This window comes from Acidobacteriota bacterium (assembly GCA_038040445.1).
Lineage (GTDB): Bacteria > Acidobacteriota > Blastocatellia > UBA7656 > UBA7656 > Onstottus_A > Onstottus_A frigus.
In genome coordinates, this window is the sequence record JBBPIG010000001.1 from 147,099 (window position 1) to 172,940 (window position 25,842).

General features: G+C 56.0%; 30 protein-coding genes. 21 read left to right on the forward strand and 9 right to left on the reverse strand.

All coding sequences use genetic code 11. From position 1 onward, the window contains the following. Nucleotides 1–54 precede the first annotated feature (54 nt). From AABO57_00625 to AABO57_00665, 9 genes are all read left to right on the forward strand, one after another. Nucleotides 55–1,215, forward strand: coding sequence for a peptidylprolyl isomerase (locus AABO57_00625; protein MEK6284225.1), 1,161 nt, complete (start codon nt 55–57; stop codon nt 1,213–1,215). 120 nt (nt 1,216–1,335) lie between these two features. Continuing rightward, nucleotides 1,336–1,899 (forward strand): aminodeoxychorismate/anthranilate synthase component II, encoded by a 564-nt coding sequence (locus AABO57_00630; GenBank protein MEK6284226.1) that lies wholly within the window; start codon nt 1,336–1,338, stop codon nt 1,897–1,899. 35 nt (nt 1,900–1,934) lie between these two features. Further along, nucleotides 1,935–2,762, forward strand: coding sequence for a hypothetical protein (locus AABO57_00635; GenBank protein MEK6284227.1), 828 nt, complete (start codon nt 1,935–1,937; stop codon nt 2,760–2,762). 76 nt (nt 2,763–2,838) lie between these two features. Continuing rightward, the gene (gene trpC, locus AABO57_00640; GenBank protein MEK6284228.1) at nt 2,839–3,669 is read left to right on the forward strand and encodes an indole-3-glycerol phosphate synthase TrpC; all 831 of its coding nucleotides are present in this window, start codon (nt 2,839–2,841) and stop codon (nt 3,667–3,669) included. After that, nucleotides 3,666–4,340, forward strand: coding sequence for a phosphoribosylanthranilate isomerase (locus AABO57_00645; GenBank protein ID MEK6284229.1), 675 nt, complete (start codon nt 3,666–3,668; stop codon nt 4,338–4,340). Before trpC ends, AABO57_00645 begins: the two co-directional genes overlap by 4 nt. Continuing rightward, nucleotides 4,337–5,587: a tryptophan synthase subunit beta gene (gene trpB / locus AABO57_00650; protein ID MEK6284230.1), complete on the forward strand. Its 1,251-nt coding sequence runs from the start codon at nt 4,337–4,339 to the stop codon at nt 5,585–5,587. The genes AABO57_00645 and trpB overlap by 4 nt, the downstream gene beginning before the upstream one ends. 227 nt (nt 5,588–5,814) lie before the next feature. Beyond that, complete coding sequence (locus AABO57_00655) at nt 5,815–6,537, forward strand: hypothetical protein (GenBank protein ID MEK6284231.1); 723 nt, start codon at nt 5,815–5,817, stop codon at nt 6,535–6,537. Nucleotides 6,538–6,776: 239 nt separating this feature from the next. Further along, a complete protein-coding gene (locus AABO57_00660; GenBank protein ID MEK6284232.1) occupies nt 6,777–7,511 on the forward strand; it encodes a hypothetical protein in 735 nt (244 codons plus the stop codon). Between the two features lie 49 nt (nt 7,512–7,560). Beyond that, a complete protein-coding gene (locus tag AABO57_00665; protein MEK6284233.1) occupies nt 7,561–7,893 on the forward strand; it encodes a tryptophan synthase subunit alpha in 333 nt (110 codons plus the stop codon). Between the two features lie 21 nt (nt 7,894–7,914). On the opposite strand, the gene AABO57_00670 is transcribed toward AABO57_00665, so the two are convergent. Continuing rightward, nucleotides 7,915–9,249, reverse strand: coding sequence for a hypothetical protein (locus AABO57_00670; protein MEK6284234.1), 1,335 nt, complete (start codon nt 9,247–9,249; stop codon nt 7,915–7,917). 135 nt (nt 9,250–9,384) lie between these two features. On the opposite strand from AABO57_00670, the gene trpA reads away from it, so the two are divergent. The 9 genes from trpA to AABO57_00715 all read left to right on the forward strand — a co-directional run bounded on the left by trpA (nt 9,385) and on the right by AABO57_00715 (nt 16,796). Then, a complete protein-coding gene (gene trpA / locus AABO57_00675; protein ID MEK6284235.1) occupies nt 9,385–10,275 on the forward strand; it encodes a tryptophan synthase subunit alpha in 891 nt (296 codons plus the stop codon). A gap of 85 nt (nt 10,276–10,360) precedes the next feature. Then, complete coding sequence (locus AABO57_00680; GenBank protein ID MEK6284236.1) at nt 10,361–10,687, forward strand: chorismate mutase; 327 nt, start codon at nt 10,361–10,363, stop codon at nt 10,685–10,687. 87 nt (nt 10,688–10,774) lie between these two features. Then, nucleotides 10,775–11,818, forward strand: coding sequence for a 3-deoxy-7-phosphoheptulonate synthase (gene aroF / locus AABO57_00685; protein ID MEK6284237.1), 1,044 nt, complete (start codon nt 10,775–10,777; stop codon nt 11,816–11,818). A gap of 126 nt (nt 11,819–11,944) precedes the next feature. Beyond that, a complete protein-coding gene (locus AABO57_00690; GenBank protein ID MEK6284238.1) occupies nt 11,945–12,844 on the forward strand; it encodes a prephenate dehydrogenase/arogenate dehydrogenase family protein in 900 nt (299 codons plus the stop codon). A gap of 3 nt (nt 12,845–12,847) precedes the next feature. After that, the gene (locus AABO57_00695) at nt 12,848–13,597 is read left to right on the forward strand and encodes a metallophosphoesterase family protein (GenBank protein MEK6284239.1); all 750 of its coding nucleotides are present in this window, start codon (nt 12,848–12,850) and stop codon (nt 13,595–13,597) included. 7 nt (nt 13,598–13,604) lie between these two features. Continuing rightward, entirely contained in the window at nt 13,605–14,291 is a 687-nt protein-coding gene (locus tag AABO57_00700; protein ID MEK6284240.1) for a hypothetical protein, read from the forward strand. 95 nt (nt 14,292–14,386) lie between these two features. Beyond that, entirely contained in the window at nt 14,387–15,016 is a 630-nt protein-coding gene (locus tag AABO57_00705; GenBank protein MEK6284241.1) for a hypothetical protein, read from the forward strand. Between the two features lie 139 nt (nt 15,017–15,155). Next, the gene (locus AABO57_00710) at nt 15,156–16,334 is read left to right on the forward strand and encodes an acetyl-CoA C-acetyltransferase (protein ID MEK6284242.1); all 1,179 of its coding nucleotides are present in this window, start codon (nt 15,156–15,158) and stop codon (nt 16,332–16,334) included. 129 nt (nt 16,335–16,463) lie between these two features. Next, nucleotides 16,464–16,796: a hypothetical protein gene (locus AABO57_00715; GenBank protein MEK6284243.1), complete on the forward strand. Its 333-nt coding sequence runs from the start codon at nt 16,464–16,466 to the stop codon at nt 16,794–16,796. A gap of 78 nt (nt 16,797–16,874) precedes the next feature. Here AABO57_00715 and AABO57_00720 read toward each other — a convergent pair whose 3' ends face one another. The 8 genes from AABO57_00720 to AABO57_00755 all read right to left on the reverse strand — a co-directional run bounded on the left by AABO57_00720 (nt 16,875) and on the right by AABO57_00755 (nt 24,635). Beyond that, a complete protein-coding gene (locus tag AABO57_00720) occupies nt 16,875–17,849 on the reverse strand; it encodes a hypothetical protein (GenBank protein ID MEK6284244.1) in 975 nt (324 codons plus the stop codon). Nucleotides 17,850–17,957: 108 nt separating this feature from the next. Beyond that, on the reverse strand, nt 17,958–18,872 hold the full coding sequence (locus AABO57_00725; protein MEK6284245.1) for a CAP domain-containing protein: 915 nt from the start codon (nt 18,870–18,872) through the stop codon (nt 17,958–17,960). A 129-nt stretch (nt 18,873–19,001) separates the two neighbouring features. Continuing rightward, nucleotides 19,002–19,448 carry an FtsX-like permease family protein gene (locus AABO57_00730; protein ID MEK6284246.1) on the reverse strand — a complete coding sequence of 149 codons (447 nt, stop codon included), beginning with the start codon at nt 19,446–19,448 and terminating at the stop codon, nt 19,002–19,004. 136 nt (nt 19,449–19,584) lie between these two features. Then, nucleotides 19,585–20,919, reverse strand: a complete 1,335-nt coding sequence (locus tag AABO57_00735; GenBank protein MEK6284247.1) for a vanadium-dependent haloperoxidase — start codon at nt 20,917–20,919, stop codon at nt 19,585–19,587. Nucleotides 20,920–21,108: 189 nt separating this feature from the next. Continuing rightward, nucleotides 21,109–21,366: a hypothetical protein gene (locus AABO57_00740; protein MEK6284248.1), complete on the reverse strand. Its 258-nt coding sequence runs from the start codon at nt 21,364–21,366 to the stop codon at nt 21,109–21,111. A 173-nt stretch (nt 21,367–21,539) separates the two neighbouring features. Further along, nucleotides 21,540–22,502, reverse strand: coding sequence for a TonB family protein (locus AABO57_00745; GenBank protein ID MEK6284249.1), 963 nt, complete (start codon nt 22,500–22,502; stop codon nt 21,540–21,542). Nucleotides 22,503–22,595: 93 nt separating this feature from the next. Next, entirely contained in the window at nt 22,596–22,952 is a 357-nt protein-coding gene (locus AABO57_00750; GenBank protein ID MEK6284250.1) for a hypothetical protein, read from the reverse strand. Nucleotides 22,953–22,994: 42 nt separating this feature from the next. Then, entirely contained in the window at nt 22,995–24,635 is a 1,641-nt protein-coding gene (locus AABO57_00755) for a protein kinase (GenBank protein ID MEK6284251.1), read from the reverse strand. A 108-nt stretch (nt 24,636–24,743) separates the two neighbouring features. On the opposite strand from AABO57_00755, the gene AABO57_00760 reads away from it, so the two are divergent. Genes AABO57_00760 through AABO57_00770 form a run of 3 tightly spaced genes read left to right on the forward strand, consistent with a single transcriptional unit; the run spans nt 24,744 to nt 25,635 of the window. Next, nucleotides 24,744–24,989 (forward strand): type II toxin-antitoxin system HicB family antitoxin, encoded by a 246-nt coding sequence (locus AABO57_00760; protein ID MEK6284252.1) that lies wholly within the window; start codon nt 24,744–24,746, stop codon nt 24,987–24,989. Beyond that, on the forward strand, nt 24,928–25,263 hold the full coding sequence (locus AABO57_00765) for a hypothetical protein (GenBank protein MEK6284253.1): 336 nt from the start codon (nt 24,928–24,930) through the stop codon (nt 25,261–25,263). Before AABO57_00760 ends, AABO57_00765 begins: the two co-directional genes overlap by 62 nt. Nucleotides 25,264–25,266: 3 nt before the next feature. Continuing rightward, nucleotides 25,267–25,635, forward strand: coding sequence for a type II toxin-antitoxin system VapC family toxin (locus tag AABO57_00770; GenBank protein MEK6284254.1), 369 nt, complete (start codon nt 25,267–25,269; stop codon nt 25,633–25,635). The last annotated feature ends 207 nt before the right edge of the window (nt 25,636–25,842 follow it).

Here is a 25,842-nt window from a genome sequence, read left to right on the forward strand (position 1 = left end):
GGTCTAGTACCAGGCCAATTGAGGTTTGTCGAACAATTCAAAGGAGAGCCTGCGATGCGAATGGTGGGAATCTGCTATGTGATGCTTGCCTGTTTTGCGCTCGGTGCGTGGCGCTTCGAACAGCCGCCGGTTTCCGCCGATTCGGGGAATGGTACTGTCGCGGGCGAGTCGACTCAACAGACTGCGGGCGCCGGCGAGTACGACGGCATCGAGGCCGTGCTGGACACTTCGAACGGACAGATCGTGATCGAGTTCTTTCCAAAAGATGCGCCGCGACACGTCCAAGACTTTGTGAAGAACGCACGCGCGGGAGCTTACGACGGCACTACTTTTCACCGGCTGGTGAAGTACGGCTTGATTCAGGGCGGTGACCCGCTATCCAAAAACCCGAAGGACCGCGCGCGATACGGAACGGGCGGTCTTAACTTCGGCCTTCCGGATGAAGTGAACAAGAACAAACACATCTCCGGCGCCGTGTCTTCGGTACTGGCAGCCGTGCGCCCGGGCGCGACAGACGTCAAACCGGGGACGTCGGGAGCGCAGTTCTTTATCGTGCTCAATGCGGGCCCTGCGCAGGCGAATCTCGATTCAACATTCACGGTGTTTGGGCGAGTGGTCGAAGGTATGGATGTCGCCTCGAACATTTCATTGTCACCGGCTAGCGCGGCCGGGGTAGCCGCCGAGCGAATCGAGATCAAAAAGGTGACCATTCGCGAGAAGACGCCGACTCTCGATCAGATGAAGGCGATGCGCGCGACTATTGAAACATCGCTGGGCGCCGTAAAGCTTCAACTGCTGGCCGAGTCCGCGCCCAACACCGCCCGATCTTTCGTGCGCTTCGCGCGCGCGGGTTTGTATGACGGCGCAACGTTCTTTCGCGTGTCACAAAAGTACTTCATGGAAGTGGGCTATCTCGGAGATTGGCCGCAGGACAGTCCGAACCGAAAGCGTCAGTTCAGCCTTTGGCCGGTCCCGGCAGAGAAAAGCGATGTGAAACAGGAGCGCGGAGTGGTGTCGATGCGTCAGTCACAGGACGGCACGACGAGCTGGTATTTCTTCATCCTCTCGAGAGACAACCCGGCGCTCGATGGCAAACACGTGCCCTTCGCAAAGGTCATCGAGGGTCTGGACATAGTCGATAAGTTAGCCGAGACCGAAGTCGACGGCGACAAGCCTAAGCAGCGAATCGAAATTAAGAAGATCACGCTGCAGTAGAGGAGAGTTCGTAGTTCGGCCTTCAGGCGGAAGTTTGTACTCTATTGGGCAAAGGCACCGACGTTACAAACATCCGCTGAAGGCCGTACTACGAACTCTTTCTTGGTAGAATTCACTCGCATGATTCTGGTTATCGATAACTACGACTCGTTCACCTATAACCTCGTGCAGTATCTCGGCGAGTTGGGCGCTGACCTTGAAGTCTATCGCAACGACGCGGTTACGATTGAGCGGCTGCGCGAGCTTCGGCCTGAGCGGCTGCTCATCTCACCTGGGCCGGGCGTGCCGAGAGACGCGGGCCTCACGATCGCGGCAATCCGCGATTTTGCGGGAAAGATTCCGATACTGGGCGTATGTCTCGGACATCAAGCGATCGGCGAAGCGTTTGGAGGCAAGGTCGTTCGCGCGGCGACTTTGATGCACGGCAAGACGTCTGAGATCTGCCACGACTCAGCCACGATTTTTCGCGGGCTGCCCTATAGATTTAGAGCGACCAGGTATCACTCATTGATAGTCGAGAAAGAAAGCCTTCCCGATTCGCTCGAAGTCTCAGCCACAACACCCGATGGATTGATCATGGGATTGAGGCATCGCGAGTTCCAGGTGGAAGGGGTTCAGTTTCACCCTGAGTCGGTGATGACTGAGTACGGCAAGAAGCTGCTACAGAATTTCTTGAATCTTTGAATCTCAAGCCCGCAGAGACTCAAACACGTTGCCCGATGAGTTCTAACATTACAATCACGCAGGCGGATAAGCGCGGCTGTCTGATGCTCATTGCCGTAGTTGGCTTCGTTGGCGGAATAATCTTCCTGCCAGTATCGGTTTATGAAGTCTACAAACTGAGCACGGCCAAAGAGCCCGCGATACCGCAGGAGTTCTTGCCAGAGATTCTGGATAAGAACAAGAAGCTCGTGGCCAACAAGGACAAGATCCCGGCGGAGCTCAATGAGGTGCTCGTCGCTTCCACCGAGAAGCTGCAGGTGGCTATCGAGTTTGAGGAGCGCGAATCCATCCGAGGGTTCTGGTTTGGGCAGGCGCCGGAAGTGAGACTCGATCCGCCGGTGGATATCATCGTTTCTATGGAACCAACTAGTCGCGACGACTGGGATCAGTACATCTCAGGGTTTGCTCGGAGTTTTACTCCGACGGTGAACGCGACTTTGCGAATCGACGAACAACTGATTCACAAGCCGCTGAAGTTGACTATTAATATGGGAGTCTCCTATCCGGTATCGGCGTCGAAGAAAGGCTATTTTTCCAATGCCTCCTTTTACGTGGAGCGCGAAATAAGTCTGTTCCCAATATCCGGTAGTGAGGCCGCTATCAGGGAGCAGCACGATACGTGGACGAAGAGTCTTGATAAGGTCTATACGCAGGTCAGCTACGTCCTGCTCTTCGCGCTTTGTTATGTGACCTCTAAATCCGGGGGATTTCTGTATCGTGAGTACAAGGAGTTCAAATCACGCAGAGAGTTTGCAGCGAGGAAAGAATCGGAACTGCCTCAACTGACCGATACGTTATACGGGAAGGACAATCCAGAGTTGTAGGATAAAACGCGGAGGTGCTCAGCCCTCCGGCAAAGCGTAGCAGGTGAGCGAGACTCTGCAAGCGAGACTTCAAACTGTGACTACGGCAAGCACAACCAAACCTTTCGGCGTGCTCGCTCCAGGGGGCGTGTTGGATCGCATCGTCGAAGCGAGAGCAAAGCGACTGGAAGCGACCAAGCGGCGCGTGCCGCTAAATCGCCTCGCGGGGTTGAAAGCTCGAAACACAAACTCGCTGGCGGCAGCATTGAACCGCGGCGACAGCACCAACATCATCGCGGAGATCAAGCATCGTTCACCTTCGAAGGGAATCATCCGCGAAGACTTCGACCCGGTGCAGATAGCAGCGAGCTACGCGAGCGCCGGCGCGGCGGCGATCTCCGTGCTATGCGAAGAAGATTTCTTTGGTGGCTCGCTCGAACATCTTGAAGCGATTCGAAACCGCGTCGAACTGCCGCTGCTCAGGAAGGATTTCATATTCGATGAGTATCAGCTCTACGAATCGGCTTTGGCAGGCGCAGATGCGGTGCTGTTGATCGTCGCCATACTTGAAGACGAGCTGCTTGCGAAATTGATTGGATTGGCAAACGACCTTGGACTCGATGCTCTGGTCGAGGTTCATTCGATGGATGAAATGGAGCGCGCGGCTCGAGCGGGCGCGTCGATGATTGGGGTCAATAACCGGGACCTCACGACGTTCAAGGTTGATCTCGATACATCGATTCAACTGGCGCCTCTTGCCCCGGAAGGCGCGATTCTAGTCAGCGAGAGTGGCATCAACACGGGGTCCGATATTCGCCGGCTGAGGTCCGCGGGGTTCAGCGCGTTTCTGGTCGGAGAACACCTGATGCGCGCCCAACATCCTGGAGAGGCGCTCAGGCGTTTGATCGAAGAAACCAAAAGAGTATGAGTCGAGTCAAAACAAAAATCTGCGGCGTCCGAACCCTGGAAGAAGCACAGGCAGCGGTGGACGCTGGAGCCGATGCGCTGGGGTTCAACTTCTGGCGGCAGAGTGCCCGCTATATCGAACCTCACGCTGCACGCGAAGTGATCACCGGGCTCTCGCCGATCGTGTGCACAGTGGGCGTGTTCGTTGACGAAGAAGCCAATCGCATAGTGGACATCGCTTCGGAGCTTGGTCTGAGCGCGGTCCAGTTGCACGGCGACGAGTCGCCAGAATTCTGTGACAGCCTCGGCTCGATCGAGACGATCAAGGCCATTCGCGTCGGGCAAGATTTCGATTTGAGCTTGATCGAGAATTATCGAGTGAGCATGGTTTTGTTGGATTCGAGCATCGAAGGCAGCCACGGCGGTACAGGCCGGAGGTTTGACTGGCGAGTAGCGATCGAAGCGAAACGCCTGGCGCCGATCATTCTTGCAGGCGGGCTCACGACCGAGAATGTTTGGGACGCGATCACTTACGTGAGACCAGCGGCGATTGATGTGTGCAGCGGTGTCGAAGCCGAGCCCGGCCGCAAAGACCTGGATAAGCTGCGACGATTCATGGCGGTGGTCGCGCATGCGAACGCGTTGATAGTCGGCGAAGAAGAAGGCGGGGTTCGAACGGGATTCTCTCAATGAGCAAAGGCGAAGGCGAGAAGTCATATCAACAACCTGACGCGGCGGGGCACTTCGGGCCTTATGGCGGCCGGTTCGTTCCTGAGACACTGATGCATCCGATCGAGGAGCTGATCGCTGCCTATGAAGCTGCGAAGCGCGATCCCGCGTTTCATCGCGAGCTTGAATACCTGCTGGCGAACTACGTCGGGCGGCCCACACCGCTGATGCTAGCTCAACGCCTGAGCGATCATCTCGGCGGCGCGCGAATCTACCTCAAGCGCGAAGACCTCTGTCACACCGGCGCGCACAAGATCAACAACGCCGTCGGGCAAGCCTTGCTGGCGCGGCGAATGGGCAAGTCTCGAATCATCGCCGAGACCGGCGCAGGCCAGCACGGCGTCGCCACAGCAACCGTGTGCGCACTGATGAACTTGAAGTGTGTCGTCTACATGGGCACGGAGGACATGCGACGGCAGGAATTGAACGTCTTTCGTATGCGGCTGCTCGGCGCGGAAGTGGTCGGGGTCGAGTCGGGAGCCCGCACGCTCAAGGACGCGATCAACGAAGCGCTACGCGATTGGGTCACAAACGTCGCAGACACTTATTACTTGTTAGGCTCGGTGATGGGGCCGCATCCTTACCCGATGATGGTCCGCGACTTTCAATCGGTGATAGGCCGCGAAGCCCGCAAGCAGATTCTCGAGGCCGAGGGCCGCTTGCCCGATCTGCTGATCGCATGCGTCGGCGGCGGCAGCAATTCGATAGGCTTGTTCCACGAGTTCATCGCCGACGAGAGCGTGCGAATGACCGGCGTCGAAGCGGGTGGACGAGGCGAGGCGCTGGGCGAGCACGCGGCGCGCTTTTCGGGCGGGAGCCCGGGCGTGCTGCAGGGAACTCGGAGCTACGTGCTTCAAGATGAGCACGGGCAAATCTCGACAACGCATTCGGTATCGGCGGGTTTGGATTATTCGGCGATCGGCCCCGAGCATGCTTACCTTCACGACATCGGACGAATCAGTTATTCGAAGGCGAGCGACACGGAAGCGCTTGAAGCATTTCATCTCTTGGCGCGGCTTGAAGGAATCATCCCGGCGCTTGAAAGCGCTCACGCGATAGCTGAAGTGATGAAGGTGGCGCCTTCGATGACGAGCGAGCAGGTGATCGTGGTGAATCTCTCTGGTCGAGGAGACAAGGATGTAAATACCGTCGCTGAGTCCTGGCCTGTGGATCGAGCGTCGACTGAAGGCGCAGGCCGAACTGGGTCTTGAGATGAGTGTGTCGAGGAGCTGAAAAGGGGTTAACTTTGAAACATCTAGATCCGAGCCGAATGTATAACTTGCTTCGGAGCCGTCAGCTCGAAGGAACCAATTCTCAAGGTCCCGATGTAGGAGCATGGATAGTCACTTCGATGCGCATCCTACGAGGATGGGGCAGTCCTCCAGAATCTGCCAAGCCCTACTCTGTCGAGCATTGGCCTCCACTAGAACCTCCGGGCATGGACGCCTTGGCTAAGCAGTCCAGGATACTGGGATATCAACGGGTGAGGAATACGCTTGAATGCAAGCTGGCAATTGCTTCAGGGCATCTAGTCTCCGCCGAGTTCGATTGTAAGGATGAATGGTATTGGGAAATGGAGGGCGTCAGGGAAGTGCCGGAATCAGCACCAGCAAGAGTCAGTCTGATGATGATGGGCTATAACGACCACACAGGAATGTTTACCGTCCAGAACTGCTGGGCTGCTGATCTGGGAGATCGAAGCCTTGGATATCTATCCTACGATTTCTTTGAAAGGTACTTCTTGGAATCTTGGGCAACTAGTGGTCTGTACAGGAAGGGCGGAGCGTCGGATCAGAATGGACTTGTGGAGATGCGATCGAGTACCGAAGACATCTTGGGAGGGTCGTTGCACGCAGTCGAGCTTTGTGACTCGACAGAGGATGAGTGTATCGGATGGGCATTCGCAGTTTGTCGCGACGTCTTCTTAGATATTGAAGAGCTGTTTGTGCGACCTGCTTTCAGGGGCAACAACAACGGTAATAGACTTGCTGGAATGTTGAGGGAATTAGCGGATAGTTTGGAGCTGCCGCTTCGGCTCTGGGTTGCGCATGCAGATTCAGATCAAGCAAATCTCGCAATTTTAGAGAAGATGGCTGAGTGCCTATCCTTGAAGTTGGGGCCAAGCGACGTTCAATGGGCAGGTCTAAGAGCCATCGCCTAGACGTCGATAGACTCTCTACCGCGAGTCTATTGATTGATAGCCCGACCTTAGTTATGAGTCGAACGAGCGTACAATATAACTTTGTGAGAAGTCGACAACTCGAAGGAACCTACGCTCAAGGCCGCGAAGTGGGGGCATCGATTGTTACTTCTATGCGGATTATGCGAGGGTGGGGCAAGCCGCCAGAATCCTCGTGGCCTTACTCTCCCGAGCAATGGCCTCCCCAAGAACCTCCACACATGGATGCTTTAGCCAAAGAATCAAGATTACTTGCCTATCAACGCGTTAGAAGTTCTATCGAATGCAAAGCGGCACTGGCATCTGGTGTTCCTGTGTCTGCAGCCTTTGATATTACAGATCAGTGGTTTTCAGCAATCAACGGGATGATAGGGGTGCCATCCGCGAATGCAACAATCGTAGGAGGGCACTCTGTTATGATGACACACTATGACGATAACTCAGGGTTATTTACCTTCGAAACCTGGTGGGGCGCTGAATGGGGCGATCGAGGCTTTGGATACCTCCCGCACACTTACTTTGATAGATACTTGACAGAAGCTTGGGTACTAAGCACTCCATACGAGCGGCCAAGATGGTCCTTAGATGAACCAATGGTCATGGAGATTGAATGGGGCGCGCAAGATTTCCTTGGCGGCGTACTACACGGTGTTGAGCTTTATGACTCAGCGCAGGACGAGTGTATCGGCTGGGCATTCACTGTTTGTCGTGATGGCTTCTTGGATATTGAAGAGTTGTTCGTGCGACCCGCCTTCAGGGGGACGAATAATGGGAACATACTTACGCGAATGTTAGGAGTACTAGCGACTCGCTTACGGCTGCCGCTGCGACTTTGGGTTGCACACGCAGATTTAAGTCAAGACAATCTCGTGACGGTAGGGAAGATAGTGAGGCGTCTTTCTTTGACCTTAGTGCCGAGCGATGTGCGGTGGGCGGGTCTGAAAGCCATCGCCTAGAAAAGCCGAGCAAATCGCGAATTAATCTCTCGTGCTTGCGCGCGGCGGTGTGCAATCTGATCAAGCTAGCAAACCGAATGAGAAGAATCGAAATGAGTTCAACGGCCCGAGGCGCGAAGGGCGTCAGGGGTTCATCCCATACATGACCGCAGGCGATCCTTCTCTCGAATCAACAGAGCAAATCATTCTCGAACTCGAAAGCAGCGGGGCTGACATCATCGAACTCGGCGTGCCGTTCTCTGATCCGATGGCCGACGGTCCGGTGATTCAAAGAGCTTCGGGCAGAGCCCTCACCGATCACATTAGTGTTCGCGACTGTCTCGAACTCGTGCGGCGAGTCCGAAGAACGAAGTCCACATGGTCTGTTCACCTCTTTGGTTGATCTCTATCATCGGAACTGAGATCAGCGTATTCGCCTGATCATCTCAGCGGGAGTCTCAAAGGCTAATTGTCCGATCAATGGATGAGTTAGAAGATAGTTGACGGTTTGGTCCAGGTGAGAATGTTGATCGGGGTGGATTGATACATCACTCCTCACAACGAGGGCTAAATACGGACTGTCGGAACTGGTCAGCACAGTGTTTACGATTCTACACAAACTCCATGGGTTGAACGCTAAGTTCAACGTCAGATAATCCTCATCATTCGCCTCGTAACAAGTGAGCTCCTTTGGAGAGCTATTCAGATAGAAATTGGCGCCTGCTACCTTCACCTGGATCGAATGTGGCTTTCCGTCCTTCAACCAGGTTGGGACGGGGACGTTAAAAGAATGCTTACCGTCACCCTTGCCGGCGGCTAGCAGATCCTGCCTAAAGGTAGCGGCGATGGCTGTAGTCAGTGGATGGTCACCTTCATATATTTCCACCTCGATGGGTATCCCGGATCGGTTCTTATCATATGCCCAACCTGAAATGAACTCGCAATCAGCTCGATCCAGATATCCTTCATACATTCCATTTGAAGGATGCGGCTTAGAACCAGAACCTCGCGGAAGCGCCGATCCTACTTGAGGGTTGATATTCTCTGAGCACGCTTTCAGCTCAACCTGGCTGGACGATATGGCGGGCCAATCAGGGCGACCGGCGCTCAACGGGATAATCCATAGTCTTCGTCTCAGGTACGAGCCAGGTTTTCTAAAATCGGTTCTGGAGGGGCGATACGGACGTTGCGGGATCTGTGAATAATCGAGAAAGTTGCCGGTGAAAGGTTCCTCAATGTGCCCTCCTTTCTGCCCCGGCTCCAAGGTCAGGTCAAAGCGCGCTCCAAGCTTTTCTATCAGTTTTAGGGTCGCATTGTTCATCCAGTGATCGCCGAAGCGGAAGTATGAGCAACGTTCATTAAGCGATTCGCGAAAGGACTCAAAGCCCATTCGTAAGCAGGAGTTAATCCAGTCCTGACTTGCGAGGTCTACAATCCATTTATCTAAGCTCTCATTCCACCGCCAGGGATGCGCGTGCAATCCAATCGCATCACCAGCCCGTTTGATTTCTTTTATCAACGAGTGGTAGCGCGTCACGGCCCACGAGGCTGATCCGTAGGTGCTTGCTATCTGAGGGTCGATCCGAAAGAACCATGAGAAATGTACGGGTGATCCCGTTGCAGCCTCGAGACGAGGTCTAAGCTTGCTGAAGAGTTCATAGGTGGCTTCAAAACCGCTCCAGTCCTTTTGAACACTCGGATCAATCAGACGCTCGTCCGGCTCGACATCAATGCACATTACAACTGGTATCTTCTTCATAGATAGTGAGCCAGCCAAGTGCATCTGCCACTCAGAGTGACTGATGCTGTGACTGACAAAACCGCCTGACGTATATAATTATCAAGTCTAGGCGGCTCAAGAACAAGCGGACGTTCTGCTCAAACCTGAGGTATAGTGAAAACGGAAATACTGATCGATCGAAAGTCGTTCAGCGTTCGGTTCGCCCGGCAAGCCGGCGTTGGGAGAACAATCGAAGCAAAGAGTATGAGCCGAATCGAAACAAAGTTCGATGACCTCAAGCGCAAAGGGCGCAAGGGTTTTGTCCCGTACATCACCGCCGGAGATCCTTCTCTCGAGGCGACGGAACAAATCATACTCGAGCTCGAACGCGGCGGGGCTGACATAATCGAGCTCGGTGTGCCGTTCTCGGATCCGATGGCCGACGGGCCGGTGATTCAAAGAGCTTCAGCGCGAGCGCTCGCCAATCACGTGAGTGTCCGTGGCTGTCTTGAACTTGTGCGTCGAGTCCGAAAGCAGAGCGAAGTCCCGATAGTCTTATTCAGCTATCTGAATCCGCTTCTGTCACTCGGGGTTGAGCGGCTCAGCGACGAGCTTCGAGGCGCGGGCGTTGATGGTGTGTTGGCCACTGACCTCGTGCCGGAAGAAGCCGATGAGTTTCGAGCCGCGATGCAAGCTGCAGAGATCGACTTGATCTTTCTTGTTGCGCCCACGAGCACCGATGAACGCATCAAGCGCGTGACCGAAGCCAGCAGCGGGTTCGTGTATGCGGTCTCTCGAACCGGAGTGACCGGAGTTCAGCAGAGCTTGTCTGAAGCCGCTGCGCATCTCGTTGAGCGCGTCAGGCGATTCACTGATCTGCCAGTCGCCGTCGGGTTCGGCGTCTCGACTCCCGAGCACGTTGCTGAAGTCTGGCAGCACGCAGACGCCGCGGTCGTGGGTAGCCGCATTGTCGCCGAGATAGAAAGCAACGCAGGCGATTCGGCTTTGGTAGAGAAGGTCGGTAGGCTCGCTCGGTGGCTGATTTCAAGTCGATCCGAGTGTTGACCATCCTCACATTGCGCTCTTCAAATCCTGGGTTATCATTGCTGCTTTTGCTTCGCGCGACTAAACTAGACAGTCCGAGCGGGCGGTGACTGACTTGACCATAGAAGACTGGCGAGACGAAATCGATCGGTTGGATGAGCAGCTGGTGAAGCTGCTCAATGCTCGCTCGCAGTGCGCTATCGAGCTTGGACGAATCAAACGCGAGCTTGGGCTGGCGATCTACTCGCCGGATCGTGAAAGGGAAGTCATCGCTCACGTGACGGGGATCAACCCGGGGCCGTTGGATCGGGACGCGGTTCGCCGCCTGTTCGAGAGAATCATCGATGAATCTCGGAGCATCGAACGGGTCACGGTTGAGAAGGAAACGAAGGGCGGGAACTCGGGGAAGCGGAAGAAACGGGAGAAGGGTTGATACTTTGCGGCTTGGCGTCTGAGTGACGTTTTGTTTCGCGCAAAGAACGCTAAGATACGCAAAGCTCGCTAAGAAAAGAGGTCACGCATGGTCATCGTAATGGAGGAGACTGCTACCGAGGAGCAGATCTCCGGCGTAATAGATAAGCTGGTACGGTTAGGTTTTGACATACACCGATCGACGGGGGTTCGGCACACTGTGCTCGGGGCTGTTGGTGAACGCGACATCGATTGGCGAGACATTGAGTTGCTCGATGGCGTCAAGGAGGTGCTGCGAATAACCGCGCCCTATAAGCTCGCCAGCCGCGGCTTTAAACCCGAAGGCACGCAGATCACTATCAAGGACGTGACTATAGGCGGGCGCGAAGTCGTGATGATGGCCGGGCCTTGCACTGTCGAAAGCCGCGATCAGGTCATGGACATTGCCGAGATCGTGTCGCGCCATGGAGCCAAGGTGCTGCGCGGCGGAGCCTTCAAACCGCGCACGTCGCCTTATTCGTTTCAGGGACTCGGTGAAGAAGGGCTGAAGTATATGAGGCAAGCCGCCGACCGTCACGACTTGCTCGTGGTGTCCGAGGTGATGGAACCTTCGCAGATACCTTTGTTCATTCGATACGTCGATATACTTCAGATCGGCGCGCGCAATATGCAGAATTTCAATCTGCTTCGTGAGGTTGGCCGAATCAACAAACCGGTGCTCTTAAAGCGCGGGCCGTCGGCGACCATCGAAGAAACGCTGCTCGCGGCCGAGTACATAATGGCGGGCGGCAATCACGAGGTCATGCTCTGCGAGCGAGGCATCCGCACCTTCGAGCCTTATCTCAGAAACACGTTTGATATCGCCGCGATTCCGGTGTTCAAGAAGCTGTCTCATCTTCCGGTCGTTGCCGATCCGAGCCATGCAACCGGCCGCCGCGATAAGGTGCCTCCTGTTGCGCAGGCGGCGGTAGCCGCGGGAGCGGATGCCTTGTTGATCGAGGTTCACAACGATCCTGAGAACGCATTGTGCGATGGCGCGCAGTCGTTGTTGCCGGACCAGTTTGAGCAGTTGATGCACCGGCTTCGATTGATCGCTCAGGCGGTCGACCGGGAAGTTGCTCCGGGTGTGGAGGAAGCAGCGGTGAAGGACTGAGAGGACGAACGACCGAGGACGGAGGACCGAGGACGATCGCCGGTCGGCCGGCATCGGTCCCCGGTCGGCCGTCATAGGTCAGCAGTTTGGTCACCGGTCGCCCGTCATCGGTCAGCAGTTTTGGTTATGCGATTCAAACATGTCGCAATTGTGGGAGTCGGTCTGATAGGCGGGTCGTTTGCGCTTGCTGCACGGCGGGCGGGTCTCGCCGAGCGCATAACCGGCTGGGACCGTAAAGATGCGCTTGATGAAGCTCGCGCGCGCGGCGTGATTGATGGCATCGAAAGCACGTTCGATTCGGATCGGGTCAGCGAGGCTGATCTCATCTACCTCGCTGCGCCGGTGGGAGCGATTTTGAATTTTCTGCGCACGCGCGCGAACTCGTTAAAGCCTGGCGCGATTGTAACCGACGCCGGCAGCACCAAGCGCGAGATCTGCCGCGCGGCGCGTGAGGCGCTTCCGCATGAAGTCGCTTTTGTAGGCGGGCACCCGATGGCCGGAAGCGAACGAACGGGCATTGAATTCGCAGACGCGGATCTCTTCAGTGGGGCTGCCTACGCCCTGGTTGCAGACGGGGGCCCGGACTCAGATGCTATGCGCGCGGTCACTCAAGTTGTGAGCAGCATCGGAGCAAATCCGATCGCGATGACTGCTGAGCGGCACGATCGAATCGCCGCACGGATCAGTCATACGCCTGAGATGCTGTCGATAGCGCTTGCGCTGGCGGTCGCGCGAACGGGCGAAGCTGAAACGCTTGCGCTGGCGGGAAGCGGCTTCATGGAAATGACCCGGCTTGCCGAGAGCCGGTGGTCGGTATGGGAAGATATCTGCCGCACGAACGCCGATGAAGTTTCCTCCGCGCTTGATGAAGCGATTGCGGAGATCGAAGCCGTCCGGGCCGCGATCTTCAGCGGCGACTTCGCGGCCCTTAGCGAAATGTTCGACGCGGCCGGGACGTTGATGCGCCGTTTTCACGATCAGAGGAAACACAATGCCGATTCATCTGGACGGCTGGAAGGTAAGTGATAGATGCCGACTTACGTCATAGGCGACATACACGGCCGATCGAGGCTGCTCGATCAGCTCATACAAAATGTGCCCTGGGATGTCGCTCAAGACAAAATCATCTTTCTGGGTGACTTGATAGATCGAGGCAAGGATGCGCCGGGCGTCGTCAATCGAGTGATTGAGCTTGTGAAGGAAAATCCAAACATCGTCGTTCTGCGCGGCAACCACGAACAGATGCTGCTCGATTGCCTCGACCACGGCGATCTGCAGTGGCTGATTCCGGAGAACGGAGGCCTGGCGACTTTGTCGGCTTACGGTTTTGAGCTTGATCAGTTGAAGGACGTGTCCGACATAAAGATTCCGGCCGAGCACGTCGAATTTTTCAGGAGCTTGCCGTACTTCCACGAGGACGAGCAAGCGATCTACGTTCATGCAGGACTGGTTCCCGGAGAACATCCGTCGGAGACGGATTGCGACGTGCTTGTGTGGACGCGCGACCTCGACTTTTTTAAAGGCTACGACGGCAAGCTGTGTTTCTTCGGCCACACGCCTACGGCCTTTCTCCCGCGCGAGGGGCGCAGCAGGCGCTGGGGCATCTATATTCACAACGGTTGCGTAGGAATTGATACGAGCGGAGAAGATGGAAGCCCGCTTTCGTGCATTCAAGTCGAGACCTTCACTCTCTACCAGTCTTATCCTTCCGGCACCACTCAGGTCGAGAGACTGAGGCACCGCAAGCCATCGAGCCCCTTTGCTCGGATCGCACCGTGACGCGCTGATGATCAGATCGGTTTCGAATCGGCGTGCGCTTCTTACCTTCCTCATTCGCAGGTGTCTGCACTGTTTCGCCGCCGTGGCTGCGATCGTGCATTGCGGCTGCGGTAACAGCGTGTTGCTCGACGAGCGCTTTCACGATACGCGTCTGATCGAATGGACGGTTGTTGACGATCCCGACACCATCGAAGGGCCGTCGGATTGGCGCGTCCAGGAAGATGGACGAGTGCATCAGCACGGTAACGTCTGGGGTCGCCGCGGCGATTTCATCGGGTGCTGGTATGGCACTTATCTCATCGCCGGCGGGGCTGGCTGGAAAGACTACAAATTGTCTGTGAAGGCAAAACCGGAGGATGACGACGGCTTCGGAGTGGTCTTTCGATATCAGGATGCAGAGCATTTCTATCGCCTGCTGTTCTTGCAAGACGGCTTGAGCGGCGGTCCGATCACCAGGTTGGACAGGCGGGAAGGCGCGGATTACACTGAGCTTTGGTCCACTGCGAAAGGCTATCGGCCAGGTATCGAAACGCTGATCGACGTGAGCGTCGAGGGAGATGTGATCAAGGCTTCGGTGGATGGAAGGCCGTTGTTAGAGGTGAAAGATGGTTCTTACAGGCACGGTAAGATCGGTCTATTCTGCTACGCGCAAAAGGGCCAGGCGTTCGATGATGTGAGGGTTGTGAAGGAATAGCATGTGGTCAGCCTTCATTCTATTCAGATGTGGTACCTAATGGCGAGCGTAGCCGAGCATTACACGTCAGGCCTCCGCTCGGAAAGGACGAAGAATTGAATCGCTCTACTATGACCTTTATGTCTGTCTTGGCAGCGATGATACTTATGGCTTTGGTTGCTTGTCCTTTGTTAGCAGAAGCAACTCTTCAGACGGAACACGATTCACGAGGCCCAAACTCTGGGATGAACCTGGCGCCAAATCCATCTTTTGAGGACGGAGAAGACTATCCGATTGGTTGGGAAATAGAAGGTCGAGGCGAGGGCACGATCAGATGGAAGGCCGCGCAAGGACATGCTGGAAATCACTCATTGTCCATTCGAAATCCTGGAGCCGGCTCGAATCTACGGTGGACTGCGCGACAATTGATCCAGATCGAGCCTGATCACGACTATGAAATATCAGCTTGGTATCGAAATACAACCCAAACCAGCAGCGTCGCTTTTCTTGCAGTCTTTTGGGGAGAAGATCAATTTGCCTTGGGCAGCACAGGTATCTGGCAGATGAAACCGACTACAGAATGGAACTACCGCAGATTTGTAATCACCGGGAGTCAGATAAGAAAAAACTTTCCCGGAGCGAACAGAGTGCAACTTTCTTTCGGCGGCTCGACTCGCATTCAAGAGCGTGGAGCGATATGGATTGACGATGTGGGTTTCAAAGATGTTACAGCAAATCAACGATAGAATTCGCAAGCAAAAGCAGGTCGAAAAGACGCCTTGGCCGAGATCGCAAGAGCGTTTCTTATGGTTTCTAAGGCGCTGCTCGCGGCCCCGCTGATGCAACAGGATAGATCGCGGCTGGACACCAGTAGAAGAGGATTCAATGTCAAAAGCAGTTATCGTGAGCGGAGCCCGAACCGCGATCGGATCATTCGGCGGCGCGTTGGCCGATGTTCCCGCGAATGAGCTTGGCCGCATCGTGATCGAGAGCGCGATAGAACGCGCGGGGATCGATCGCTCCGATGTCGAAGAAGTAATAATGGGCAACGTGCTTCAAGCGGGTGTCGGTATGAACCCGGCTCGTCAGTCGGCTATCGCCGCGGGCATTCCTGACAGCGTCCCTTCGTTCACCGTAAACAAAGTATGTGGATCAGGCTTGAAGGCTGTCGCGCTCGCAGCGCAAGCCATCGCCGCAGGCGATGAGGACTTGATCGTAGCGGGCGGAATGGAGTCCATGAGCCGAGCGCCGTATCTACTGAAGAAGGCCCGCTGGGGATATCGGCTCGGCAACGACGAGATTGTTGATTCGATGTTGAGCGAAGGACTCACCTGTGCGATGGCGAGTTGCCATATGGGAGTCACGGCCGAGAACGTTGCCGCGCTGGGTTCTGTCTCGCGAGAGGCGCAGGATGAATTCGCCGTCGAAAGCCAGCGCCGCGCCGAAGCCGCGATATCCGCCGGACGCTTCGATGAAGAGATCGTTCCGGTGATGATCACGCAGAAGAAAGGCGAGCCGTTGGCGTTCAAAGTAGACGAATACCCGCGCGCCCGAACAACCATCGACACGCTCTCACGCTTGAAGCCTGCGTTTCAAAAAGACGGTACTGCGACAGCAGGCAACGCTTCGGGGATCAACGACGGCGCGGCTGCGGTGGTGGTGGTCAGTGAGGAACGAGCCCGTTTGATGGAGCTCGCCCCGATGGCCAAGGTGGTTTCGTATGCATCGGCAGGCGTTGATCCGCGCTACATGGGAATGGGTCCAGTGCCTGCGATCGAACGGGCGCTTGATAAGGCCGGGCTCGAATTGAAGGACATCGACCTGTTTGAGCTGAACGAAGCCTTCGCTGCTCAAAGCGTCGCCGTGATGAGCAAGCTGGGGCTGGATGCTTCGCGGGTCAACGTCAACGGTGGCGCAATCGCGCTAGGGCATCCGATTGGAGCGAGCGGCGCGCGCGTCCTGGTCACGCTGCTTTACGAAATGAGAAGGCGCGATGTGAGACGGGGGCTTGCTGCATTGTGCATAGGCGGAGGGCAGGGAATCGCGATGATAGTCGAAAGGTAATTATTTGCCATTTGTCATTTCTGATTTGTCACTACTTGCAGGGCAATGACAAATCACAAATGGCAAATTGAAAATGGAAAATGAAAATCGCAGAATGAAACCCGAGAATTGCGCAAAGTAAGGGGTTCGATGGCGGAGATTGAGCACTCAGGTATGGGTATCGAGCCGGGAGCACCGGTGATTGTTTACCTGCATAGCCCGCGCGAAAAGACTTGGGGAGTTCTGCGCGAGCTAAGTGCGGCCGGTGCCTTCGTGCGCGGAATAGACTTGAACACCTTCGATGACTGGGTCCAGATGATTGTTCGCGGAGAACGCAACATGGGGCTCACTCACGTGTTTCTGCCGATGTGGCGAGTCGAGCGTGTCGTTCTGGACGAATCAGTCGACGACATACCATCTCTCTCCGATCAGTTCTACGCCCGCGTTGGATTGACGGTTAGTGAGTATCTAGCCTCGGACTGAGTGCCGGCCGCTCCCACCCTGCCGAGCTAATACGTGGGCGCCAATGGAAATGCACCCGAAGAGCGAGAAGCGCCCGGCTCACTGTTCCTGAAGGTGTTGGAATATTTCCGGGTCCAGCTTTGCAGAGTAGATGATGTTAGTCAGCTTGATCTCTTGAACGAACTTGCCGTCCTGCTTCATCTCGCGGCGTACCGGCAGTAGCGTGTTTTGAACAACCGCTGAGCTGAACGGGGTGTAGTAGTAGTCAATCCTATACTTGGTTGGCGGCTGTCCTTCAACGAGCTTCAGCTCATATTCGCAATGAAGCACGCGATAGCTCTTCGCGCTTAACCAGTAGCGGGTTTTCTCGCCATCAGCGTTTGTCAGATCGACGACATTCGTGACGACGCCCACAACGGTCTCCGGACCGACGTACTCGATTTTCGAGCCGTCCTCCTTGTAACGCAGCAGAGCCATATACTCGTGTGAAAGTTGAGCGCGGAATGCGATGTCTGCTCCCGCGCGGGGATTGACGTATTGGCCGTTCTGGGCAGACCAAACGCTGGCGCCGTTGAAGCCAATCACATACTTGATCGGAGGGGCCGTCTGACCTTGAGCATTCTCCGGCGCCGACAACTCCAGGTCAACGCGGAGCAGATCCTGCGACGACTTTTCTTTCCTCATCGAGCGCAGCAGGTAGTTGCCCGCAAGATCCCCCTGTTCGGTGGCGAGCCGGATGGTGCCTGCTTCTTGAGTAGCCGCTCTCGCTGTTTCGAGCTGCTTCCGTGTCCCGTAGGCAATCAGCGCAAGCTCTACTATTCCCTCCACCTGAGTGAGCTTAGCCTGGGGGGCTTTCGCTTCTTCCTGCTTCTTTGCTTTTTCCAGTTCCTTTGCCCCCGGGACCTTGCCTTCATCCTTGCTCGGGACGACTTGCGGCGCCGGTTTTCGGGCGCCGCTTTGCGGTTCCGCACCGACAAGGGAAGCCGGCAAGCAAGATAGCGAAAACGAAAGCGCAACGAGCATTGCCGCACGACTCGGGATCTGATTCCTTAAGTTCTTGGTTAGGCTTAACATCCTCGGCTTGGTTAACAAGTTCAGAATTCCTCCGGCACTTCCATTGAGGTAGATCAGGCCAACTCGCGATTTGAAGCGGACCAACCGAATGAGAGTGTAGCACAGCAATCACAGCAATCGCATCCTTGGAGGCGGTAGGGCCTCTGCGTGGATACAAATATTCGTCGCGCCGAATTTCTTCCTGCCGCCTCTCTCACTCAAATAGATCACTACAGTGTAGACACCGGGCTCGCTCTTAAACAGTTTCACTGGCATTCGAAATCTTCCCTGCTCGTAGGCTTCGATTTCCCCTATCACTCCATCCGCATACTGCGTTCCTATTGGAGCAATCAGTCGAATCGCCTTGGACTCGTCCGGCAACGAGTACGGACGTGGCGCTCGTAGCCAATCTATTCCGGGAGGCGAAGGCGGCGGCTCGAAGAATATCTCCGCATAACTCACCTGATGACCAGGGTTGAGCAGCTTACCACTGAGCTGCACAGTTGCTTTGGGTTTCGCCTGTGTCGGATACGGATCAAGACGAACGTGCTTGCCGACATAGAGTTCGACGAGTCGCAGGTCGCGGTTCGCTAAGGCTATTCCGAACCCTGCGTGGGTGTGCTGCGGTGCAAGTATAGTTCGCCGATGACCATCGTTGGGCGGAACTTCCGCGTACATCTTCATATCCATTCGGGCGAGCATCTGGGCGATGTATTCGGGGCTTAACGCTTCGAGTTCGTCGGCCGCAGAAACGTTTTCTTGTGTGGCGTCAGACGCTCCGGCGTCGGCGTAACGTTGATAGGGCTTTCGGCCGTCCCTGCCCCAGTGCGAAAGAAACTTCCCCGTGGCCATGTCGAGCGCGTGCTGATCTGCCACACGACAGGCCAAATCGTCGAGCGCCAAAGAGGACGCACCGGCCAACCCCCGCTCTGCGTTGACCAGCTTGAGTAGCTCATCTCGGAATCGAGCAAAATCATCTTTGGCTAATTGTCGCGGAGCGGAGGCGGCTCGACGGTTCAGCGAGAGCGCGAAGGCGATCGCCATTGGACGCACAGCGCTACTTAGAAACGAACGCCTCGTTGTGACCATAAACCCGGCCTCACCTATGAGTGGCAGGATCCAAGCAAGCAAGGTAAAAAGCGACCGGCAACGGAGTGGATCGTCTCCGGCAGCTTACTCACATTTCAATGCGGCCATCGGATCGACGCTTGCCGCTCGTCGAGCCGGCACGTAGCTGGCAAGCAAGGCGATACTTCCGAGCAGCAACGGTGTAGCGACAAACGTCAGCGTGTCAGTGGCGGCGACTCCGTAGAGCAGGCTCGACATGATTCGTGTCATGGAAACCGCTCCGGTCAGTCCGATGGCGATGCCGAGCGACGTCAGAACCAGGGCCTGCCGGATTACGAGTTTCAGGACGCCACCTGGCTGCGCACCGAGCGCCAAACGAATGCCGATTTCGTGAGTCCGCTCGTTTACCGAATACGCCATGACTCCATAGATACCGATCGCGGCCAGGATCGAAGCGATAACAGCAAAGACGCCCAGCAACAACATCGAGAAGCGTCGCCGCGCAAGGGAATCGAACAACCGCTGGTCCATTGTGTTGACGTCAACCGGCATCTCGGGATCGAGTGCTTGAATTTCGGAAGGTTTTGAGCCTGGCTCGGGCCGAAGCGACTGCTAGCTTCCGCCTGAAGGCCGGACTGCGAACATCCGCCTTTAGAGCAGCCACAAGCTTAAACTGGGGCGTTCGAAACTAATTATTGTTCTTGAAGCTCACCCGGTCGTGAATTGCCTTGCCGATGCATTCCCCACAAGTCAGTCCGTCGTCGTTGTCGAACGCGTAATGTATGCCGCCGTAGAGTCTGGAGATCGCTGCTTCCGCGGCTGCCTGAACGAAAGAGCTGAACGTGCGAGGCTGCTGGGCCGGAACGAGGCCGTGGTCGGTATGTGTCGTGTCCTTGAAGCCTTTGACCCCGAACATATCGGTCAGCACGCTCGCCGCTGCGCCTGATTGTGACGAGTGCCCCGAAGTGTAGGTGGGGAAGTTCGGCGTCACTATGTACGGCCGCCAGTTGCCGTCGAAATTGCGATTGATGTAGGTCACCGGGCGCTGAAGGTTGGTAACGTACTTTTCGTTCCAGCAAGCGATGAAGGCATCGTGAACGGCTATTCCTACATGCGCGTAGGCCTCGGCCGCCCTCGCGAGCGAGAGACCGTCGTTCCGTGCGATCTGACTGACGATCGCGATCCAATGTCCCGGCGGCGTGCCGGTGGCGCTGGCGCCATCAGACCAGTAATCGGCAATAGTCTTTTGCTCAGTCGTCAGGCCAAGTCCCACGGTATAGACCTCCAATGCAGCCGCGTAGAATTCCGATGCCGTATTGGTAGAAAAAGCTGGATGGCCATGCGCAGGGCACTCCGCGCCCGAGGTCAAGACCATCGGCCGGATAAATCCCCAACAGGGCTGCAGCGGATTCGGGCTTAGCAGCGGCGGCGTCGGCTCCCAGGCGCCCGGCACCGGCCTGGCGGAGTAATGGCAGTTGTTATAAACAGAGAACCCGTCGGTAGCAGCCCACTGGAGAATTGCGGCGGCCACAGCCTGGCCGTGCGAGAGCGAGCGTTTGTACTTAGGCTTCCCAACCTCGGACCGATAACGGGATGCGAAGCTTTGCTCCAGGTTGTTGATGGCTTCCAAAGTCGCTTGAGAAATAGTTGAGTACAGACCCCGGATCGTGTTGGCGAGAACCGCGTTTGCCACCGTTGGCCAGTGGTGCTTATTGATTTTCGTCGGCTGGGGCACAAACATCAGGCTGTTCAATTGGCCAACCAGTGAACGGTTTGCTTCAGTGCCAGTCACGATCGATTCGTAGAGAGCGACGGCGGTGATGCCGTAAACCCGGGAGGCCGCTGGTGGCGTCGTCCTTTCTGCTTTCACCACGTCATAGAGAAGTTCGAACCAGGCTGACGCGACTTCCGAGGGGTAATCGTCCGCGGATATCTTTTTGGTTGACTCGACCTGGGCAAAGGCCCCGGTGTTAACAAACAGCAGTGAGACTATCAGGGTAAGCGGTAGAATTCTTCTCAACATCTCTCCTCCCTCTGGAGTGAAACTGTTTAGTGATTTTGCGTCCGGTTGGGAACTTCGAGCCTGCCTGAATTGCTCAGGCTGAACAGATGTTATCCGTTCCAACGGTAAACGGGCAAGGTCGAGATGCGGCGGCAGCAGGCTGACTAAAAAGCCTCTGATCTGGGGTCACTGCCTGACACGAGCCGCCTATCAAGAGTCGCTCTGTTCCAGCTTTTCCAATTGCGCGTCGACATGGGCGAGCCCGCGTTCCAACACCTCAAGGTGGCGCCTCATATAAGCTCTCTCCATCTCGCGGACGATCCGCGCTCGTTCCAGCAGCAGCGCTTCCTTCCGCTTGAGTTGTTCGGTCTCACCAGGGGTCAATCTTCGTTTGCGCCGTGTTTCCTTCTTAGCCTCAGCCTCACCGATCTGGTCCTCAACGGCCTTACTTTCCCATCCTCTTGCCATCGCCTGAATATAACCCCAAACGGATCCAGCACACAAAGATAGCTCGACCCGGTCACAAGATTCACTTAGGCCGGCCACGAGAGACAGGAAGAGTTCCGTGCGTCCATTCACACGCGTGCGACTCACACTGTCAGCGACGATCAAGAGAGGTGATGAGTTACGGCAGGCGCCCGCTACCTTCTGAGGTTGAAGTTCACTTCTACCGGCAGCGCATAGGCAACGGGCTTACCGTCTTTCATCGCCGGCTCGAATTTGAGGTTCATTGCAGCCGAAATCGCCATTTCTGTTAATCCATGCGGAAGGGTAGTCAACGCATTCGCGGCCTTAACAGTTCCGTCCGCTCCGACGATCACGCGCACGCGCACCATGCCCTCAATGCGGTTGCGACGCGCCTCTTCGGTATATATGGGGCGAGGTATGTTCAAGAGCTTTGGCTTTCTGTCAACGCTTGACGACGAATCACGGGGCAAATCCTTCAAATTCGGCTGAGGGTCAAACGCGCCAACCGCTATGAGTAATCGAGCGACTTTCTCGTGCCCGGCTCTGATTGCATAAGTCAACGCGGTAAACCGGTCGCCATCCTCCTGGTTGATGCTCGCGCCCTTCTCAAGAAGTACCTTTGCAACTTTCTGGTCACCGCGCATTGCTGCGAACATCAGAGCTGTTTGTAGTTTCTCCGTTTGAGCGTTGATCTCCGCACCTTCCTTGAATAAGTATGTCACGGCCTCCGATCCACCGTAGAGCGCCGCGCTCATCAGCGGAGTATTGCCGTGCTTGTTCTTCATGTTGATGTTCGCTCCGGCCTTGATCAGAGCCTTTAGCATACGCAAGTTGTTTGTCTCCGCCGCAGACATCAAGGGTGTCGTGTTTGTGTTATCTTGAGCGTCAACGTTCACACCTTGATCCAACAGTGACTTCACCTTATCAAGCGCGTTCTCGCGTACGGCTTGTATCAGCGCCTTGACCCTACTATCGTCTTCCGACACTGGAGATGTGCCGGCTTGGACAGGAAATGCCTCGAGTGAGTCATCATTAGCGTGCGCAACAACCATTGAAGGTATGATGGCCGATCCAATTCTAAAATCTAGACTACTCAAGAACGACAGCAACGCGATAGTCACCACAATGGGCTTCATAGTTCTTACCTCCAGTAAACTACTCTAACCTTAGACGGAAAATATGGTAGCTTGCCCGCTGATTGCCACCTAAACCCCCAATGCTGCGGCGGACTATTCCTTCGGTTCGCGGCCATTGTCTTTAATCAACACAACGTCGGTCGTAACGACTCCGCGCGAGCACGCCATCGTCTTTCCGTCTCGCGACCAATCAAAGCTGAAAATCTGGTCGGCTGTGAACTTCGTCAGTTGCTTTGGTGAGGTGAGCTGCCATATCTGAAGCTGTCGCGACCCAGGCGTTTGATCCAACGCACTGATGACCAGGCCGCTACCATCCGCCAGCCACGCGAACCCGCCAAGCGCGAGCCACTTCTGCGATCCGATGACCTTCTCGCTGCCATCCGACACCTGAACGGCGACCAGCTCGTTTCGAAAGCCGCCGGAGATTTTCCTTGTAGCGGCAGCGATCACTTTGTCATCCGGTGACCACTCAACTTGAAGGAAAATGTCTGGCTACTTGTAAGTCAGCAGCGTTTGCTCGCCGCTGCCATCCGCGTTTGCAATAATCACCGAGCTCTCGCTGGCCGAGTGGCGGTCAAATGCGAAACGCTTTCCGTCGCGCGAGAAAGAGATCGGGCTGTCAACGTCATCGATTAGCTTCCTGGGCGTGCCGCCAAGAACCGGCACCTGATAGAGGCTGCGAATGCTCGCGCCTTTTGCTCCTTTGACGAAATAGATGTAGTTGCCGTCGCGCGAGAACGTCAGGCCGACGTACTCGCCCTCATCAGGAGGGACGATTGGAACGTTGCTCGACGTAGCAGTCTGGCGCACCCAAAGTCCCTGCGTGCCCGCTTCCTTTACTACGTGAACGACGTACTTTCCGTCGGGTGAGATGACGGCACCAAGGGCTCGCCCGGTGCTCGTGAGCTTGCTGATCGCCGTGTTCTGAAAGGCAGGTCCAGTTATCTTGCTCTGCTTCTGACCAACCAGAAAGTAGAGCGAGATCGCCGCAGTGACTGCTAACAAGAGCAGCCCTGCGCCTATCGCGATCCGGCGTCCGTGGCCCCCTTTGCCCATTGACGTTTGCGTGATTCCAGACACCGGTCCGCTGGCGACCGCTCCGCTTGGAGCGGTGACGACTGACTGGGCATCGGTCACCGCAAGCTGAGCCGCGTGCTGGCCCGTGTGCGGTGGGTAACTCTGCGTTAGAGTCGGCTGAGCGGCATACATCCCCGAAACTCTCGGTTGAGAGTCATACTCCTTGATCAGATCGCGAAGATCGATTGCGATATCCTTGATCGACTGGTACCGCTCGGCGGGATCCTTAGCGAGGCACTTGCGAACGATGCGTTGAAGCTCCGCGGGCGCATCAGGATTCGAGTTGCCGATCGGCGGCGCTTGCCCGTAGACGATCTTGTGCAGCGAGTCGATAAGCGAGTCGCCCTGAAAAGGCTTATGCCGGGTCGCCGCTTCGTAGAGGATGCAACCGAACGAAAAAATGTCCGAGCGCTGATCGACGTGCTTGCCCTGCGCTTGCTCGGGCGACATGTAGCCGATGGTGCCCATAACCATGCCCGGGCGCGTTTTGTCCATAACGGCGGTTGCCGCTTCGAGCGGGTCCTCGGCCGATGACGCGGCGGGCTCCGCGGCTTCGATCAGCTTGGCGAGACCGAAATCGAGGATCTTCGCGTAGCCGTCCTCGGTCACCATTATGTTTTCCGGCTTCAGGTCGCGGTGGACGATGCCCGCCGCGTGAGCCTTGGCCAGCCCGTCAGCGGTCTGCGCGAAATACTCGAGGAGCTTTCTCAGCTCGAGATCCTCGCGATGAATTTTGAGGTGCAGCGTGGCCCCGCTGATGTACTCCATCGCGATGTAATGGGCAACGTCTTGCGGGTTATCCGCGTCGAGTAGAGCTTCGCCAATTTCGTAGATGGTGATGATGTGCGGATGATTCAAAGCAGATGCGGCCTTCGCTTCACCGATGAATCTGCGCACGCGATCCGAATCGGTTACGAGTGCGGCGGGTAGTATCTTCAACGCAACCGCGCGATCGAGGCTGGTGTCGGTGGCCTTGTAGACCTCGCCCATGCCGCCCGCGCCGATCGGCTCGATTATCGTATAGTGTCCGAGAGTCGTTCCGGTTGTGAAAGGCATGTTGTACTCTCTTCGGTTATTGCCGCGAGATTATATCAGAAGAGTCTCAAAGTTCGCTTTTTGAAATACTGGTTGCCAGACGATGTAGGTTAGTTCGGAGGTACTCCGATGCACAATGAGTCCACAGCAATCATAGAGCAAGACGAAGACTGGTTCATCGCTTACTGTCCGGAGATCCCTGGCGCTAACGGACAGGGGCGGACGATCGACGAGTGCCGGAAGAATCTCGCCAAGGCGATTGAACTGATCCTTGAGGACCGCCGAGAAGACGCCTTCCGAGGAGTTCCGCCGGATGACATTCGAGAAACGGTCGTCTTGCCATCCGCTGAGCCTGGTGGGAGCATGGGTGCGTGAGGTAACGCATATGCAGTCGATTTACAAAGCGATTCTTCGAGGTGATCGAATCGAATGGGACGACGATGTTCCCGAACAGATTCGAACCCAGACAGCACTGACGGTATTCGTAACCATTCCGGATCAGCCCGTCGCACCAGACGATACACGGGGGTTGCGCATGGCGGAAGCATTGGAGCGGCTCGCTGCGAATGGTGGCGTTGGCTCCATCACAGATCCTTCGCAGTGGCAGCGTGAACGCCGCGAGGATCGGGACCTCCCCGGCCGGTCATAATAAGTGCTACTCGACAGCAACATCATCATCTACGCAGCCCAGCCGGATCACGAAGATCTCCGGCGATTGATTGCCTCGCAGTCTCCATCGGTTTCCGCGATCAGCGTAGTCGAGGTCCTGGGATACCATCGCCTCTCGGAGGTTGAACGCACGCACTTCGAGGAATTCTTTGGAGTGTCGAAGATTCTAGCGGTATCGGACCTTGTGATCAGCGAAGCGGTCAGGCTGCGTCAGCAACGGAAGATGTCCCTCGGCGATGCGCTCATTGGGGCGACGGCCATCGCTAATGATCTGACTCTGGTTACGCGCAACGTAGATGACTTCGACTGGATTGAGGGGCTTCGTATTCTCAACCCGCTTGCTTCGGCGTAGCTCGAACCTCTGAATCGATTATGATCGTGAAGCTGAAGGAACCAAATCCGCGCTATCGAGACCTAACCTCCGGCCAGCTTTTATGACGTGATTGGCATCGAAGCCGATCAACTGCGGATCATAGACAACGCAGGCCGTCCTTTCTTATATCCCCGCGATCTGTTTTCACTGAGGGAGAGCACAGGAGAACAATCGATGTGACTGGGA